At 38.7% G+C, this 15,934-nt stretch carries 16 protein-coding genes and 2 pseudogenes; 12 read left to right on the top strand and 6 right to left on the bottom strand.

Annotation, left to right across the window (positions count from 1 at the left end):
• Positions 1 to 77 precede the first annotated feature (77 nt).
• Both ACZ5A8_RS06870 and ACZ5A8_RS06865 read left to right on the top strand, forming a co-directional pair.
• Positions 78 to 1,934, top strand: a complete 1,857-nt coding sequence (locus ACZ5A8_RS06870) for a PGF-pre-PGF domain-containing protein (protein WP_464532989.1) — start codon at positions 78 to 80, stop codon at positions 1,932 to 1,934.
• Between the two features lie 89 nt (positions 1,935 to 2,023).
• Positions 2,024 to 2,167 (top strand): hypothetical protein, encoded by a 144-nt coding sequence (locus tag ACZ5A8_RS06865; protein ID WP_464532987.1) that lies wholly within the window; start codon positions 2,024 to 2,026, stop codon positions 2,165 to 2,167.
• 421 nt (positions 2,168 to 2,588) lie between these two features.
• On the opposite strand, the gene ACZ5A8_RS06860 is transcribed toward ACZ5A8_RS06865, so the two are convergent.
• The gene (locus tag ACZ5A8_RS06860) at positions 2,589 to 2,987 is read right to left on the bottom strand and encodes a cupin domain-containing protein (protein WP_464532986.1); all 399 of its coding nucleotides are present in this window, start codon (positions 2,985 to 2,987) and stop codon (positions 2,589 to 2,591) included.
• Positions 2,988 to 3,199: 212 nt separating this feature from the next.
• Between ACZ5A8_RS06860 and ACZ5A8_RS06855 the strand changes: the two genes are divergently transcribed.
• A complete protein-coding gene (locus tag ACZ5A8_RS06855; protein ID WP_464532984.1) occupies positions 3,200 to 3,838 on the top strand; it encodes a NosD domain-containing protein in 639 nt (212 codons plus the stop codon).
• Positions 3,839 to 3,996: 158 nt separating this feature from the next.
• On the opposite strand, the gene ACZ5A8_RS06850 is transcribed toward ACZ5A8_RS06855, so the two are convergent.
• Positions 3,997 to 4,200, bottom strand: coding sequence for an alpha/beta fold hydrolase (locus tag ACZ5A8_RS06850; protein ID WP_464532983.1), 204 nt, complete (start codon positions 4,198 to 4,200; stop codon positions 3,997 to 3,999).
• Positions 4,201 to 4,394: 194 nt separating this feature from the next.
• Positions 4,395 to 4,766, bottom strand: coding sequence for an alpha/beta fold hydrolase (locus tag ACZ5A8_RS06845; RefSeq protein WP_464532981.1), 372 nt, complete (start codon positions 4,764 to 4,766; stop codon positions 4,395 to 4,397).
• Between the two features lie 339 nt (positions 4,767 to 5,105).
• Between ACZ5A8_RS06845 and ACZ5A8_RS06840 the strand changes: the two genes are divergently transcribed.
• The 5 genes from ACZ5A8_RS06840 (at position 5,106) to ACZ5A8_RS06820 (ending at position 10,304) form a co-directional block, all read left to right on the top strand.
• Positions 5,106 to 5,393: a hypothetical protein gene (locus ACZ5A8_RS06840; protein ID WP_464532980.1), complete on the top strand. Its 288-nt coding sequence runs from the start codon at positions 5,106 to 5,108 to the stop codon at positions 5,391 to 5,393.
• 644 nt (positions 5,394 to 6,037) lie between these two features.
• Positions 6,038 to 7,282, top strand: a complete 1,245-nt coding sequence (locus ACZ5A8_RS06835; protein WP_464532978.1) for an acyltransferase family protein — start codon at positions 6,038 to 6,040, stop codon at positions 7,280 to 7,282.
• Positions 7,283 to 7,881: 599 nt separating this feature from the next.
• Complete coding sequence (locus ACZ5A8_RS06830) at positions 7,882 to 8,334, top strand: hypothetical protein (protein WP_464532976.1); 453 nt, start codon at positions 7,882 to 7,884, stop codon at positions 8,332 to 8,334.
• 728 nt (positions 8,335 to 9,062) lie between these two features.
• Entirely contained in the window at positions 9,063 to 9,581 is a 519-nt protein-coding gene (locus tag ACZ5A8_RS06825) for a nucleotidyltransferase domain-containing protein (RefSeq protein WP_464532975.1), read from the top strand.
• A gap of 108 nt (positions 9,582 to 9,689) precedes the next feature.
• A complete protein-coding gene (locus tag ACZ5A8_RS06820; RefSeq protein WP_464532973.1) occupies positions 9,690 to 10,304 on the top strand; it encodes a DUF5946 family protein in 615 nt (204 codons plus the stop codon).
• 86 nt (positions 10,305 to 10,390) lie between these two features.
• Here the strand turns inward: ACZ5A8_RS06820 and ACZ5A8_RS06815 are convergent.
• From ACZ5A8_RS06815 to ACZ5A8_RS06805, 3 genes and pseudogenes are all read right to left on the bottom strand, one after another.
• Positions 10,391 to 11,296, bottom strand: a pseudogene (locus ACZ5A8_RS06815) (ISH3 family transposase); the annotation flags it as partial.
• 19 nt (positions 11,297 to 11,315) lie between these two features.
• Entirely contained in the window at positions 11,316 to 12,527 is a 1,212-nt protein-coding gene (locus tag ACZ5A8_RS06810; protein ID WP_464529477.1) for an ISAzo13 family transposase, read from the bottom strand.
• Between the two features lie 69 nt (positions 12,528 to 12,596).
• Positions 12,597 to 12,863: pseudogene (locus ACZ5A8_RS06805) on the bottom strand (ISH3 family transposase); the annotation flags it as partial.
• 461 nt (positions 12,864 to 13,324) lie between these two features.
• Here ACZ5A8_RS06805 and ACZ5A8_RS06800 point away from each other — a divergent pair.
• The 4 genes from ACZ5A8_RS06800 to ACZ5A8_RS06785 all read left to right on the top strand — a co-directional run bounded on the left by ACZ5A8_RS06800 (position 13,325) and on the right by ACZ5A8_RS06785 (position 15,788).
• A complete protein-coding gene (locus tag ACZ5A8_RS06800) occupies positions 13,325 to 13,501 on the top strand; it encodes a hypothetical protein (RefSeq protein ID WP_464532972.1) in 177 nt (58 codons plus the stop codon).
• A gap of 243 nt (positions 13,502 to 13,744) precedes the next feature.
• A complete protein-coding gene (locus ACZ5A8_RS06795) occupies positions 13,745 to 14,251 on the top strand; it encodes an SRPBCC family protein (RefSeq protein ID WP_464532970.1) in 507 nt (168 codons plus the stop codon).
• A gap of 432 nt (positions 14,252 to 14,683) precedes the next feature.
• The gene (locus tag ACZ5A8_RS06790) at positions 14,684 to 14,926 is read left to right on the top strand and encodes a hypothetical protein (RefSeq protein WP_464532968.1); all 243 of its coding nucleotides are present in this window, start codon (positions 14,684 to 14,686) and stop codon (positions 14,924 to 14,926) included.
• Positions 14,927 to 15,440: 514 nt separating this feature from the next.
• Positions 15,441 to 15,788, top strand: a complete 348-nt coding sequence (locus tag ACZ5A8_RS06785; RefSeq protein ID WP_229388356.1) for a hypothetical protein — start codon at positions 15,441 to 15,443, stop codon at positions 15,786 to 15,788.
• The last annotated feature ends 146 nt before the right edge of the window (positions 15,789 to 15,934 follow it).

Here is a 15,934-nt window from a genome sequence, read left to right as displayed (position 1 = left end):
ATACAGCTGAGAGTGCAAATTTCAATAACGGAATCAGAGATAGAATCAGGAAAAAAATAAATATTAATTTATATAGTGTGGACTATAACGGAACTAAAAAATGTAGGGGCGTTATTCTGAATACAGAAAGGATATTTTCAATTTTATTTACAGTAGCTCTTGCACTTCAGGCCATTGCTGGCAGTGCGGCAGCTACAACGTTTTACGTTGATGACGATGGACTTCTTGGAAATTACACGACAATCCAGGCGGCAGTAAACGATGCAGTTGATGGTGATACTATCATCGTGCATCCAGGGACGTACAGGGAAACCGTGAACATGACTTCTTCAAATTTAACGTTTATTGGGAAGGAGTACCCAAAAGTAGACGGGTTTATAAACTGGGCCCCTCTAGGGTGGGGCGATTTCGGGACAGGGCAGGAAACTATAAACGGTTTCTCAATAATGAAAGACGGAATCTTGATGTCCGGGAGACACAGCCAGGAAAATACTATCCGTAACAACTACTTCTATAATTGTGGAGTGGGCTTGAGTGCGATGGAGTACGGCATGGGCGACGTGATCATGAATAACGAATTTCACGGTGGAGGGATCGGTCTTAAATACTTACATGGTGGAGATGGGGATGTCAGGATAATCGGAAACAGGATCTACGACGCAGAGTATGGGATCCGGCTGCTTAATGGAACAGGGTGTGGTGAAATCTCCGGAAATATTATTTCAGGTTGTGGGGTAGGGCTCTATATGGTTTCAGACGCTTATGCCGGAAGCGTCTATGCCGAAATCGTCTATAACAATCTGTTCAACAATACCCACAACATTTGGATAGACGAACGGGCATCCATCGAAAAATTGAATAAAGATAAAACCTCGGGAAAGAACATCATAGGCGGTCCTTACATCGGTGGCAACTACTGGGGAACACCTGAGGGTGACGGTTTTTCTCAGACACACCTAGATATGAATGGAGACGGGATTGCAGAAGAACCCTATCAGATCTCTGAGGGTATCATCGACTACATGCCTCTGGTAACTCCCAGAACAGAACCTGCTCCGACCCCGGAACCCACTCCAACTCCAACGCCTGAACCAACCCCAACACCTGAACCTACTCCCACTCCAGGAGAAAACAATAGTTCGGATGTAACTCCGACCCCGGAACCCACTCCGACTCCCACGCCTGAAGAAACCCCGGCTGCTGAAAATGGTGGAAGCAGTTCAGGTGGAAGTAGTGGAGGCAGTTCTCACAAGAGCTCTGGAGGCGGGGGAGGCGGCGGTTCCCCTGAGCCTGCAAAGAACGTAGAAACAAAGGAGCTTTCCCAGGTCTTCATTACAAACGGTAAGGCTGTAGAGTTCGAGTTCAAAAATAACGCTACCTGTGTTGTATCCGTAGGCTTCGATGCAATCAAGAACGCAGGCAAGACAACAACTATTATCGAGCAGTTAAAGAACAAATCAGTCCTGGTCTCGGAGCTGCCTGCCGGAGAAGTCTACAAATCCTTTAATGTGTGGGTTGGAAACGCTGGATATGCAACCTCGAAGAACATCGAAAATCCCTTCCTGATATTCAGGGTCGAAAAGTCTTGGATTCAGGATAAGGGTGTAGACAAAGACTCAATCATCCTGAACAGGTATGATGAAAAAGTCTGGGTGCAGCTGCCAGTCATCCCTGCAGGAGAGGATGACAAATACCTGTACTTCAGAGCAGAGGTCCCTGGGTATGGCTCCTTTGCAATAACAGGCAAGGCTATCTTACAGATTCAGGAAGAGAGCGGCCAGATCCCTGTTGAAGGCAGGTCTGCGGGCGAAGTTCAATTAGAAAATCCCGAAGAAAAAGAGTCTGAGAAAAATAGCAATACCGTGATGAGTATCGGAATCGTGATTGGAGCTCTGGCAGTAGTTGGGATTGTGCTAAGAGGTATGAAAAAATAAAAAATATTCAAAACCTGGCATTCGGTATATTTAATTCAAAATAACCTCAATAAATAATTTAAATATTATATAAAAAAGTAGAATACATAATGAAAGTAGAATACAATAATGAATATACTGATTATGCCAGGGATTCTTTTGTAATCTTTTCAAGGCTTTTCTTCAGATCTTTTCTATTTTTTTCAAGAATAGACCGTATATTTGCAAATATAATCCCACTAAACAGAGATTGAAACAATTGAGAGATAAGGGTTCCTTCTCAATCTTCGGGGTTGGTGGAAAGGAGGGGTTGAATCCAATTGGGATCCTGTATTCTCAACGTTTTTCCAAGGTATGCACACTTGTAATAGTTTCCAATACTTTTAAACTATTTAAGTTCTATTAATTAGATCGGAGTCGTTATCAAAAAGATAAATAACACGCATGGACATTATCAGAAAATAAGGTAGGAAAGCAGGGAGTTCGTGAACAAGCGAACAAACCTCACAGAAATAAGGATTGATATACCGAAGATACAAACTCAACAGGCCTGCAACGTTTGTAAATAAACTCCGGCCTTTTAATCCTAAAGATCTAAAGATAAAAAAGTAAAAACGCTTTATGAAAAATAAAAGCATTTTGTTTTGCTTTTTCAATTTCGCGATTTTTATGATCTTATTCCGTGGTCACTCCGTCGAATTCCGCTTCATTGGCTTCGGCTTCTTTCTTCGTGGCGCGCACGATTCCGTCCTTGTGGTGCGCCGGGGAATAGATTGTATAGAGTTTCAGCTCTTCGGTTTTCGAGGTGTTGATTATATTGTGCTGAGCTCCGGCTGGCACTACAACTGCGACCCCATCACTGAGTTCGTATTCGTTGCCGTCGATTATGCACTTACCCTGTCCTGCCTCAAAACGGAAAAACTGGTCGTTTTCCTCATGCACTTCCATCCCGATGTCTTCTTCGGGCTTGAGGGTCATAAGTACCAGCTGGCTGTGCTTTGAGGTATAGAGCACCTTGCGGAAATTGTCGTTTTCCAGAGTGGCTTCTTCTATATTAATGGAAAATCCTTTCATATCCTTTTAATTAATGGTTTATCGTATATAGAATTATTCGAGAATAAAGTCTATTAATAACTGAATTGAAATATATTTCACCCGCTTTTGTTCTTGAACTGTGGTAGATTCGTGATTAAGATCCGAAGTAGGAGTTGAAATTCCGGACATAACTATATCAATAACTTTAAATTGTATTCTCGCTTTCTTTCTTTTACAAAGGAGCACTTACAATGTTAAGAAAACTAATCCTGGCAATTCTAATAACCCTCCTGCTCACAGGGAGCGCGTCAGCAGCTACCCTTTATGCAGGAAGTACAGCCAAATACAAAACAATTCAAAGCGCGGTAAACGCGGCAAATAACGGTGATACAATACAGGTAGCCTTCGGGACATATAACGAGTATGTCTCTGTATCAGGGAAATTCGTGAGCATATACGGAACAAGCTATCCAAAAGTTAACGGTTTCAAGGTGACTCAGGGCGGAGCAGTCATTAACGGATTCTCAATACAAAAGAACGGCATTGATTTCCAGGGTGCAGGCAGTAACAATACCATCCGTAATAATTATTTTTATAACTGTGGTGTGGACATCACAGGGTTGACTTGCAGCGAAAATACCATTATGAACAACCAGATCACAAATGGAACTGTTACGCTGTGTGAGACCTGGGATAACGTAGTCAAAGGAAATAAAATTACAAAAGCCAGAATCGGTCTCCATTTGTATGAAGGGGCGACATGCACAAGTATAACTGGAAATACATTTTCTTACTGTGATATCGGCGTGCAATTGCCTGCTGTTCCCCCGGGAATGATAGGGAATACATACATTGGAAATAAGGTAAACATAAAAATAGCTGATTATTGAAAAAAAATTGAGTGGGGGATTTCGAATTCCTGCATAACATAGTTACATCTAGGATTCTTGGGCTGTGGGCCGCGGCTGCGAAACTCCGAACGTCACTGGTCCGGCCAAGCGTCCTCATATCCTGTCCATTGATGTAGCGAAAAATTCCCTTTCTTCCGTCATTCTGTCTCAATATGCTGATTGGTAAGAAACCGCACTACTTCTTTAATGAATAATTCTGGTGCAGCATTCATTGCGATATGCTGCTGACCAGGCATCACGACTATTATGCTGTTTGGGAATGCTGCATTTACCTGCTTAATAAAATCGCTGTATACCGGTGGACTATCGCCTCCAAGAAAAAGCAGGGTAGGCGTCTTCATGGATTTAAACCGATCCGGATTAAAACGAGGGAGTCTCCAACCTTCTGGTCTTCTTGCAGTACTGTGTGTGCTGCTGCTACGCGTCCGGACCAGGCTGGCAATGAACGCAGTATCTCGAGTTCATCAATTGTTAGCCTGCCGACTTCAAGCATATATATGCTTAAGGCCGCCTCACGGTCGCCCACATCCAGTAACTATTGTATTTTGTTCGCCACGTCCGACGACATAAGTTTCACGCCCGGAGCCTGCGGTTCATAAGGGATCAGCTTGTTGATGTTCTCCATGAACAGTGCCGCTTCAAGAGAACAGAATACCCCGAATGAATGACCGGGCAGATTAACCGGTTGGCCGATTTCATTCACAACCGCTACAATATCTTCGAATTCGCGCTCAACACAATATTCTACTGCATCGGTACTTTTACCACGCCCTCTCCGGCCAACGGCATACACAGTGAACATTTGCTCAAGTTCTGGAAGAATGAGGTGCCAGCGAGTGTGATCTGCGGTGCTGCCGTGAATTAGAACAAGAGGCGGTCCTGAACCGCTCTTCCAGAAAGTGATCATGGTCCAGTCTTTCGAACGTACGGTATGCGTACATAGAGCCCTCATGGATTACAGTGTTTATCACACAGCCCTATCTTTTAGTCGATATATATAATAATCGGTTAATACAATAGGGTGTTAAAATCAGGTATGATGAACTGAATCTCTATTATTTCGGCCTGTTAACGTTTTAAGTTCTATAAGGATTATAAAAACAGGAAGTAATATATACCTGAAATTAAACAAACTTAAAAACGAAACCCTAACCTCAATAAAACAACATCGTAAACAAAACCCTCTGCGTGAAGCTGAAAAGGTAAATCATGCAATTGTTTAAGATGTTAAAATGTGTGATCCAACATGCCTAGAAAATATACCAACAAGACAACCCATTTCATCCTCCATGACGATGGTACATTCGACGTTTATATAAATAGAAAATTCAAAGAATGCGGACTCTATGAGGAAACTCCGGACACTGTAAAACTGGACTATTTTAAGCACTCTTCAATATTCCAGAAAGAAGAAGGGTGTCTTATTTCTGAAAATTACAGAGTCTGGATAGAAGACGGAATAATGAATGTCCCTGGCGGTATTCTTGATAATGGAGTGTTCATAGCTAACAATGATAGTGGGAGTATTATTTGAAATAAGTTGAAGGAAATACTAAAATTTAGAATTAAAATAAGGTTTTAGAGGGATTGAAGCTAATCCCCCCGAATTTCTTTCATATCGTTTCTTTCAAAAAACATTTCCAGAATTTTTAGTTAAACTGAAAAAACATAGTTTCTTGTATACTGCAACATACTTTTTTTGCATCAGGTCGTATATCTAGAAGCTGAAGAACTTTTTTGACCATTAAACGTTGACCCGGAGTTCAGTTATTGCCCTTAAGTTTAGTTATTGACCTTGAGTTAAGTTATTGACCCTGAGTTAAGTTATTGCCCTTGAGTTCCGTTATTGACCTTGAGTTCAGCTATATATTACTAATTATCTTGAATATCATTCTGATTCGAGATCAAAATCCATTAAGATAGGAATTGAAACAAACGGGCAATGCGTGAACAAATAGAAATCTATTTCATATTCCAGAGCAAGACCCATTAAAACAGGGATTGAAACAGAAGATAACAGTGATGACGAAGTCGAAGCTGATACTGTCAATCCTGTTCCTCACTCGTGCTATTATGAGCCGGATATTACATAATTACATACTGCTTTACTATAGAATCGTATCAGCTTAAATCAAATAGCTTAAACCAAATACTCTGAATGTTCTTTGAGCGATAAATATGTCCGGGAAAATCACCTACCTTGACGGGCTGCGCGGTGTAGCTGCGGTTAATGTTATGATAATGCATTTCTTTGTCGCATTAGCTCCGGCGATGGTCTATGGTGGTGAGCTGCCATCGCATTTCGGTGGAAACCTTGAACAGTTTTTTTCGACCACACCTCTGGGGTTAATTGGCGCTGGTAACTTTTCAGTCTGCATCTTCTTCGTCCTGAGCGGTTATGTATTGACCCAAAAATATTTTAAAATAAGGGACGACAGTATAATTATAAGCGGGGCACTGCGCCGGTATATAAGATTGTTTATTCCGGTATTTGCAGCAGTAATGCTGTCATTCTTATTAGCGTCAGCCGGATTATACCGTTATTATATTGAAACTATGATTGTCTCTGCAGGCAGTAATTACCGTCACTACTGGACCTTTACGCCGGACATCTTCGATGCGGTCAAACAGGCGGTGTGGAATTCGTTTTTTTTAGGTGGTAACATCTACTACAACCCGGTCTTATGGACAATGACAATCGAGTTTTATGGGTCGATGCTTGTTTTCACAATGGCATTACTGTTCGGGTCGCTGAAAAACCGCTGGACGTTCTATCTTGCCGCAGTCGTGCTTTTCCTCAACTCTTACTATCTGGCTTTTGTAATAGGAATGGCACTCGCTGACACATTCAACAATAAGACCCCTGTGTTGCAGGTATTTAAAACAGGTAATAAAATAGTGTTGTTTGTTATACTGGTTTCGGGGTTGTTTATTGGGTCATATCCTATAAGCCCGCTGACAAACGGTTCTTTATATGCGTTTCTCAATAACGGCTTCTTTGAAACACCAAAAGTAACCTATCATATTATAGGCGCCGGCATGGTAATGTATGCCTTATTGAACAGCAAGGGCTTGCAAAACTTTTTTTCTTCCCCGGTGCCGGTGTTCCTCGGAAAAATATCCTATTCTCTGTACCTGATACATTTCCTGGTGATAAGCAGTTTCACCTGTGCATTGTTCCTGGTCCTGTACCCGGTATTATCATATGGCGCAGCTGTTTTAATCTCATGCGTACTGTCGCTACTATTAATAATACCGTTAAGCTATCTTTTTTATAAGTACATCGATATGGCTGGTGTAGAACTCTCTAGAGTTTTTTATATAAAACTGGTCAATTCTCGCACACATAACAGTGCCGGACACATAAAACAAGAACCATTATCGAGCTCTATTTTTACACTATATAATAAATTATTCAAATAACTCAAAAATCCAAATAATTCAAAAATTCAAATAACTCCAAAATTCAAATAACTCCAAAATTCAAATAACTCAATTATATTATATTATATTTTTGCGGTGTGATGATAATATATGCCGGCGTACGGATACCTTCCAGGTTGCTAGGACGACTATATTCGGGAAATTCGCAAGCAGGATCAATTAAAACAAAGATTGGAACTTCATAGCCTCTAACTGATAACAGACTTGAGATAATCAATTGAATTGCGTGACAGACCATAGTAATGAATTAAATCGGAGCCCGGGAAAGTGGACAAAAAAAAGAAAAAGAAAACTTCCTGCTACCCAGGAGGAACGGAAAAGCTGAGGGGATCGGGAATGCTATGACTTGCTCCGGAATCTCGAAAGGAAGAAAAAGTAGTGGGAGAAAGTGGCACCATACAAAAAGGATCTTTTAAAGACTACAAAACAAAGGCCGTGTTTGCAAGATTTAAAGTCCTCTAATTCTACTTCAATAACCTTAAATACTTGTGAATACTATTTTTATTTATAGAAACTTATTTTAATGCGATGAGGTTTTATAACCGAAAGCTTCAAAATAGCTTGATTTGAAATTTTTTATGGCAACTGATAATTTAACGTCCACAAAACAAGTTTTCTGTTTACAATCTGAAATACATTTCCAGAATCAAGATCAACTAAAAAAGGAAGCGAAGAGTTTGACTACACAAAAAATAAAAAATCTTGTCAGAAAATTTAACAGTTCTATTGAAATGAATAAGGATTATCAGGCTTATTCAGACTTTAAAGAAGGAGTGAATAAAGGCTTGGACATAGCCAGATATACTTTCGAAGAAAACGCAGAAAAGTTCTCTTTATCCCTCTCAGATGAAGACCGGGCTTTAAGGACAGGGAACCTACAGAATGAGTTTAACCAGCTTTTAGATGGTATTATCCTGCCAAAAAAGCCAAATTGCTCTGATGAGCGTCTGAATGGAATACACAGCGGATTTGAAAAATCCAAAAAAATATTTGGAGATTTCGTACAGGAGGCTTTTCCTCTGGAGAATTAATGAAAAGCCTCCATCAGTTTTATAACTTTGATTTAGCTTGAAAGCTCCTTTCTCAAGAATTCTTTTTCGATATCCATATTTTTAACAGCTCTATTTTCTATTCTCTTATTTTCAGTTTAGTTCTTAGTTAACGTATTCTATGGATCTTTGACTTATGATTTGTCTTTTTCAGAGTCAATTCTTGGTTTCTACCTCTTCCATAATAATATTTCATAATAATTTAATCTCAAATTTATTCCAGATCTGTTCTAAAAGATCCAGTTGACAAAGAATAATCGGTTTTGAGATCATCCGTGTATTAAATAGTAAACATTATGTAAGAAATGTGTAGGAAAAGTGCCTGAGAACAGTGCACTGTCAGCAAAAATCAGTTGCTCAATAATTGAATTAAGGGAATCAAGTTAAGAAAATTAATTAGGGGAATTAATTAAGGAATTAATTAAGGAAATTGTAGAGTTTATTGAGGGGATTAAATTAAAGAGATTAAATTAAAGAGATTAAATTAAAAAGATTAAATTAAAGAGATCAAATTAAGGAGATCAAATCAAGGAGATCAAATTAGGAGATCAGGTCTATGAGAGTATCTTTGAAGAGTCAGAGGGGAAGGTAGTATTCAGGATTTCAGAATTAGATCCGAAATAGAAAGTGTCCTGAAAATGTGCTTTTATGGATACGATGGTAGAGGGTACGTAAAAGTCTATTCGGGGGATGATAAATATCTGGATGAAATGAAGAAAAGATATTCTGAGAATGCAAAGCTGATGTTTGACCAGCTTGGTTATTTTGCTCCTGTCCCGTGGGAAAAAGCCTTAACTGAATTTTGCCGGAGGACTCAGGGTACGGGTATCGACTGGTGGCTGACAGGGAGCTGTGCTGTCTGCATAAGGGGCATAAAAATGAATCCTCATGATGTGGATATCATGATTGATTCAAGGGGCATTGAGGAAATTACTGAAGTTTTCTCAGACTACCTGATCGAACCCATTGTTGATGCAAACGGGTGGCTGACAAAGGATTTCGGAGTAATTTTCCTGCATGCAAGAATAGGCATTGCATCCGACACTCAGGACATCCTTGACATCCCTGAACCGGTGGATTGCGGCCCTTATGCAAGACCGAACCTCGAGACCATAAAATGGAATGGGTATGAAATAAAGGTCCCGCCTCTGGAATTGCAGCTGAATGTAAACAAAAGAAGGGAAAGGATGGACAGAGTAAAACTCATCGAAGAATTTATGAATAAATAAATCTTGCTCCGTTTAGCTGGATGTCTAATTCCTTTGTGAGCAAGACATATTTAATCAAGGATTGAAATACTAAAAGAGAATTGAAACATTAAAGCAGGGATTGAAACCATGACCAGTACTCATATTATGTGCCCTGAATGCGGCAGTTTTTTAAAAAACAAGCAAACGTGCCGGGATTACTTCAATCAAATGCTTGCCTGGGATTTCGAGGACCCTGCAGGTACGGGCAGGCTGCACCACCTCACTGTCTTATGCTATTGCCTTCAGCATCCCTGCCTTTATTCTCCTGAGGCATTGAAAAGCGCAAAACAGTTTTTAAGAGATGTAATTGAAAAAAATATGTCTGCTCAGGAACTGCTTGAGAATAACCGGAAAACCTTAGCTTCAAAAGGGAGAACCTGGAAGATTAAAGGAACCCTGGAAAATCACGGTTCGTACCAATCAAAGATTAAATGGTCATTGACTGCACCCGATGTCTGTGCTCATGGTCCGAATTGCTATACTGAGCTGGTCCAAAAATGGGCTGAATCGATTTACAAAGATTTAATAAATTCAGGTAACCTTGTAGAGGCAGGTAATCTTGTAGAGGCAGGTAACCTTGTAGAGGCAGGTAATCTTGTAGAGGCAGGTAATCTTGTAGAGGCAGGTAACCTTGTAGAGGCAGGTAATCTCGTAGAGGCAGGTAATCTCGTAGAGGCAGGTAATCTCGTAGAGAACAGGTAATCTCGTAGAAAAATCAGGTAATTTATCTTTAAGACCAATGTCAGTAGTTCGCTAAAATCTTTCCTCCACTTTTACTCTACCTTCATTTATCTCAAACACCACACTGTTGTCCTCACTCTTAACTTTCTTCTTATCCATTCCTTAATAATAAGTATAAATACTTCAAATCTGAACTTATCCTCATCTATGACCTGAGGTCCTCTTTTGACAATAGTAAAATGTTTATTCTGAATGTATAGCCATATATTTTTTAGTAGAAAGGATACCAATGCATAAAAGTACCTTATAGTTGCGTTTTTAGATGATGTCTTTGGTCTAACCACATTCCTCATCCTGTATGACGATTCAATAGCAAATCTTCTTCTGTAAACTGTACTGACCTTTCTTGGAGACCATTTAACTCCAAAAACAACAAAACCAAGGTTCTCACATCCCTTTTTACCTCTCTTTCCTTTCAGATACTTAACATCAATGATAATGTCTAAAAGAATCTTTTTCTTAGAATTCTTCATGACATATTGTGTACTCCGAGCCTTATTCCCATTCATAAGTTGCTTCATCTTCTCTCCTTTCTTGACAACAGGAACTATGTGAGGAACACCATTACTTTGCAAAAATTCAAACACATCTATAGAATAAAACTCTCTATCAAGGCAGAGAACCTTGATTTTAAAATTCAGTCTTTTGATGAGATAGAGAAAATAGGAGAGGTATTCAACCATTGGTTTTTTCTTTTCTACAGGAAGAACAGATACAGTAAACCTTTCGTTCTTGTTAGTGATGTAGAGGGAGATATATGAGTAAAAAGAGTTTGTTGACTTTTTAGCTTGGCTACGAATTACATATTTCTCGTTAGACGAATCTGTTTTCCCGTAATAAGGATCGTTGGTTAAATCAATGGCAAACTCATAGCTCTTACCTGTTTTGAGAGTTTTTAGGGGATTTTGAAGAAGAATCTTTTCATTGGATAGGATCAATTCGTCCATGTTTAGGAATGATTGAAAAATAACTTCAAGTTTTAACTTCTGGAATAGCTGTATAATTCCATTTTCCCAAATAATCATCAAAGACAATTTTCATTTTTTCCTTAAAGTTTTCACTTACTTTTCTTCCCGTAGCATAAACTTTATTTTTGATGGTTGAAAACACATTCAATCCTGTGCATGTATACGTCCTATCAACAAGGCTTTTAACAACATCAATAGTGCTGAAAACAGTACCTTTGCAGGCACTTGTAACATGACAGAATAACCTGTGTTCTATTGGATTGTATTTCGAAGTATATGGTGGATAGTGAGCCATTCTGATTTCAATCCCAATTTCATTTACCAGCTTTTGCAGATCTTCCTTGAAAATATAATGCCTGCTTGAGTTGCTTCCACCACCATCTGCTAAGGTTAAAATGCTATTTGCCTTAGGATAGTTTTCCTTACCGTATTTTTCCCACCAGTATTTAATGCAGTCACAACAAAACTCACTTGTATCTTTACTGGTTCCTAAAGTGATGTATCCTTCGTTACGTTTCAGGTCATAAATACCATGTGGAATTACAAAACCATCTGAAAATGTATTGAAATCGTGGTCATATACCTTTACTGTCTGGGTACAGTAGATTTTACCGTCACGGTAGAAATTACCGATGACTTCTTTTTTTACGTCTATACTGATTATCGGATTCTCGCTTTTTACGTACTCTTCTTTGAGCTTGTTAATCTTCTCAAACTGCTCATTTCTGCCTTTACAGTCTTTCATAGTGACAGATTTTTGCATTTTTCTCTTTACAAAACCATGTTTCTTTAAGAGCTGCTTTACTACATGTGGACTTATGTTCATGCCTTTTGCTTCAAAAGCCTTTGAAATGCCCTTGAGACTCAGATTCGTCCATTTTATTTCTTTATCCGTAGGGCTTCCAGCCGTATGATGTTTTAGAATGTCAAAGAAAACTTCATCAATATTCTCAAATGTATCGATGATTTTCTTTTTTCCTCCGCCAGACTTTCGAATCCTGTTACCTGGTTTTTCTATACCATTAGTGATTTCATTAATTCCAGCCATAACAGTTTGAAAATGACAGCCTAGAACACTACTTATGTAGTTTTGTCCCCCATGTCCTAATTTCATTGCTTCTATGGCTGCATATCTTCTTCGATCTTTCTCATTTAAAGTGTTATAAAACGCTTTCATCTGTTTTTCAATTTTTTCAGAATATTTTGTGTGCAGCATTAAAGTAAATTCCTTGTCATTTCTAACAGATTTTAATCAATATTATATGACAATAAAAATACTTTAAATTATATATTTGTTATTCCTTAGTTTCTTAAGATGGTAACGTAAAGATGTTTCACAAGCAACAGCAGAATACTGTTTTGAGACAGAATGGACTGAACTCTTATCGACTGCCAAACTCACAACAGTACGAATAATGTCTTCACTTGTAAGTGAACCATTGATCTTGAGGATTACATGAGATGTGAGAGGTTGTAATACAGAATCAATACAGTACTTTGACTTTAATTCGATTTTAAACCTATTTCTGAACTTATTTGTGAAAAAAGACATAGAGAGGCATTTTTCATTACATATAAAGGTATCGAGAAGCTTCCGTAATGAGGAAATCAAAATTAGCGAAGTACTGACATTAGCAATTCAGGAAATTTACATATAAAGGTATCGAGAAGCTTCCGTAATGAGGAAATCAAAATTAGCGAAGTACTGAATGTAACTTTCAGTTAACTTTGCTTCTGACTTCTTTTTCTGGCAAACTCAATGCTCATTATTTTCTTATCACTATTAAAAACCGGCTATTCATTTTTTGCTTGAAACGTAAATATCCGATTAAAGAACAGGGAGACTAAATGAAACATAACCGCTCCACATCGCCAGAACTCGATGCCCGGGCAAAAGCCACGCAGGATAGACCCTGCACTCAGGCGCCTTGATATACTTGTTGGAACCTGGTATATAAAAGGACGTGAATCAGGCCTGAATGGAGTGATAAATGGGCAGGTAATCTTTTTTGAATGGATAGAAGGTGGCTTTTACTTATCCAGCACGTTGATATCGACCATAAAGGGCAGAATATCAGGGGTATAGAGGTCATCGGCTATGATGATTCTGAAAGAACCTTCACCTCGCATTTCTTTGGCAATGTGGGCAACATCTCCGAATACATCTGGAAAATAAGCCGCAGCACCTGATCATCTGGGCCGTATACGTGGTTTCTTCTGCGAGACTAAAGAGGGCAAGGCTCAGCAATGATAGCAACACCCTTACAGGCTCCTGGGAGTAGCCTGGAGGCGGGTATACTGCAACCACGACCAGAGCCGGAAGCAGATAAATTCCAACCAATCAGGTATAGCCGGTCAATAAATGAGTAACAGTCAAAAAGTGAACACAGGTCAGTAAATGGATTAACAGTTACAAAATAACAGGGTGGTTTTATGGGAAATAAAGCAGAAAGCAATACTACACAAAATTCTGAGGTTCAGGAACTTGTCATTACTCGAGTCTTTGATGTGCCGCGTGAGCTTATCTGGAAGGCATGGACTGACCCCGAGATCATGAAAAAGTGGTGGGGACCAAAAGACTTCACATCACCGGTTTGCAAAATCGATCTTCGTGTAGGAGGTAGGTATCTTTATTCTATGCGCAGTCCTGAAGGTCAGGATTTCTGGAGCACGGGGACCTATCGCGAAATCGTTGTGTCGGAGAGGCTTGTCATGACCGATTCCTTTGCAGATGCAGATGGCAACGTGGTTCCTGCGACGCATTACGGACTGAGTGCGGATTTCCCGCTGGAGTTGCAGGTGATGGTGACGTTTGAAGAGAACAATGGCAGGACAAAAATGACCCTGAAGCACACTGGAATCCCTGCCGGAGAGATGAGTAAACAAACTGAGGCCGGCTGGAACGAATCTTTCGACAAGCTTGCAGGAGCCTTAAAATAATTAAAGGAAAAACCATTTGACAAGGAAGACTAAAGAAAGAAGAAAAAGAAAAGAAAAAAATGAATATCTCGATATCTAATAAATCTTAGTAAAATCTGTGATTTTATCACCAAATTGTTCAGTTACTGGGTCCACAAGCAAGGCTAATTAATCAGGAATGGATACCGGATACCAGCAGCTCATTGTTTTTTCTCAGACTGGCTTTAAACTCGTTAGCAAGACCCTTTTAAATAATAAAAACTAAACTATTATAAATAATACTAAATATATTGATTATCCGGGAGCAGATCCATTAAAACAGGAATTCGGACAATGACTCTACATCTACATAACTGTTCAGCGTTTATTCAAAGCGAGATTCGATAAAAACATGCATCGGGACTATTGTTATTGACATAAAGAGTCTCTTTTATATTTAGGAAGGGGCGAAAATTGAATCAGCAAAGAATTAAGAAGACAGCTAGAAGATTTAGTTATTTGATTGAAAGGAATAAGGATGGACGAGCTTATTCGGATTTTAAAGAAGGAATGAACAGCGGTTTAGAAATAGCCAAAGATACTTTTGAAGAGAACATAGAGACGTTTCTTTCCCCTATTTCAGATGGCGGTCAGACTGCAAAGGTACATACTTTGCAGGATAAATTCAATCGTATGTATAGATACGATTGTTGTTAAAGAAAAACCAAATTATTCTCAGGACCATTTAGATGGGATCTATGAAGGGTTTGAAAAGTCTAAAAACTATTTGGGGAATTTATTAAAGAATTCTATAATCCCTGATTGAAGCCATGAATTCCAATTTTTTACAGAACATGAGTTTTAGTTGCATGGCCGCTTTTTAATCAGCATGACCGCTTTTTAGTCAGAATGACCGCTTATGTCGGCTATAATAATCAGTTACACCTGCAAATTATAATTGCTTTGGTAAGGAATAAGCGAGCAATATCTCTCTCAAGGTGCGCCTCGATATAAGGTTCTCTGAAACAGGAATTTTATTAAAAATAGATATAAATAACAGTAAATTAATTAGTTATCCTGAACCAAGATTTATTAAAATAGGGTCTTAAATTCTTCCGTTTTTTCTCCCACTTTATAAAAACCGGTTTTCTAAAACAAATTGATCAACGAGTACTTGAGCTTCTTTAGATATCAATATCCTTTTTTGTATCTTAAAATAGGAGGGGTAAATTTGGATCAACGAAAAATTAACAGGACAGTGAGAAAATTTAGCGACTTAATTGAAAGAAATAAAGATAGGCGGGCTTATTCAGATTATAAAGAAGGAGTAAATGAAGGTCTGGAAATAGCTAAAGACACTTTTGAGGAAAACGTGGAAAATTTTCTTTCACCCGTATCAGACGAAGATCCGACTGTAAAGGTACAGAGCCTGCAGGATAGATTCAATCGTATTATAGATACGATTGTTGTTAAAGAAAAACCAAATTATTCTCAGGACCATTTAGATGGGATCTATGAAGGGTTTGAAAAATCCAAAAAGCTATTTGGAGAGTGTATAAATGAATACTATAATCCCTGATTTAAACTTATAAGGACTCTTGCTTTTATATTATTCAGCTTTAGTCATTATGGTCTCGCTTCAATTATTCCAAAAATAATTTCTATTTTATAATATGGAACTAAGGAGTTCATAAGCAAAATTTACTAAAAATGAGCACTGTGACC

This window comes from Methanosarcina subterranea (assembly GCF_055385895.1).
This window is presented reverse-complemented; position numbering and strand designations above follow the sequence as displayed.

Coding starts and splice junctions, on each gene's coding strand:
- ACZ5A8_RS06820 (WP_464532973.1), top strand. CDS start 9,690: ATGACCAGTACTCATATTATGTGCCCTGAATGCGGCAGTTTTTTAAAA.
- ACZ5A8_RS06810 (WP_464529477.1), bottom strand. CDS start 12,527: ATGCTGCACACAAAATATTCTGAAAAAATTGAAAAACAGATGAAAGCG.
- ACZ5A8_RS06865 (WP_464532987.1), top strand. CDS start 2,024: ATGAAAGTAGAATACAATAATGAATATACTGATTATGCCAGGGATTCT.
- ACZ5A8_RS06840 (WP_464532980.1), top strand. CDS start 5,106: ATGCCTAGAAAATATACCAACAAGACAACCCATTTCATCCTCCATGAC.
- ACZ5A8_RS06850 (WP_464532983.1), bottom strand. CDS start 4,200: ATGAAGACGCCTACCCTGCTTTTTCTTGGAGGCGATAGTCCACCGGTA.
- ACZ5A8_RS06795 (WP_464532970.1), top strand. CDS start 13,745: ATGGGAAATAAAGCAGAAAGCAATACTACACAAAATTCTGAGGTTCAG.
- ACZ5A8_RS06855 (WP_464532984.1), top strand. CDS start 3,200: ATGTTAAGAAAACTAATCCTGGCAATTCTAATAACCCTCCTGCTCACA.
- ACZ5A8_RS06830 (WP_464532976.1), top strand. CDS start 7,882: ATGGCAACTGATAATTTAACGTCCACAAAACAAGTTTTCTGTTTACAA.
- ACZ5A8_RS06825 (WP_464532975.1), top strand. CDS start 9,063: ATGAAGAAAAGATATTCTGAGAATGCAAAGCTGATGTTTGACCAGCTT.
- ACZ5A8_RS06800 (WP_464532972.1), top strand. CDS start 13,325: ATGGATAGAAGGTGGCTTTTACTTATCCAGCACGTTGATATCGACCAT.
- ACZ5A8_RS06845 (WP_464532981.1), bottom strand. CDS start 4,766: ATGATCACTTTCTGGAAGAGCGGTTCAGGACCGCCTCTTGTTCTAATT.
- ACZ5A8_RS06860 (WP_464532986.1), bottom strand. CDS start 2,987: ATGAAAGGATTTTCCATTAATATAGAAGAAGCCACTCTGGAAAACGAC.
- ACZ5A8_RS06835 (WP_464532978.1), top strand. CDS start 6,038: ATGTCCGGGAAAATCACCTACCTTGACGGGCTGCGCGGTGTAGCTGCG.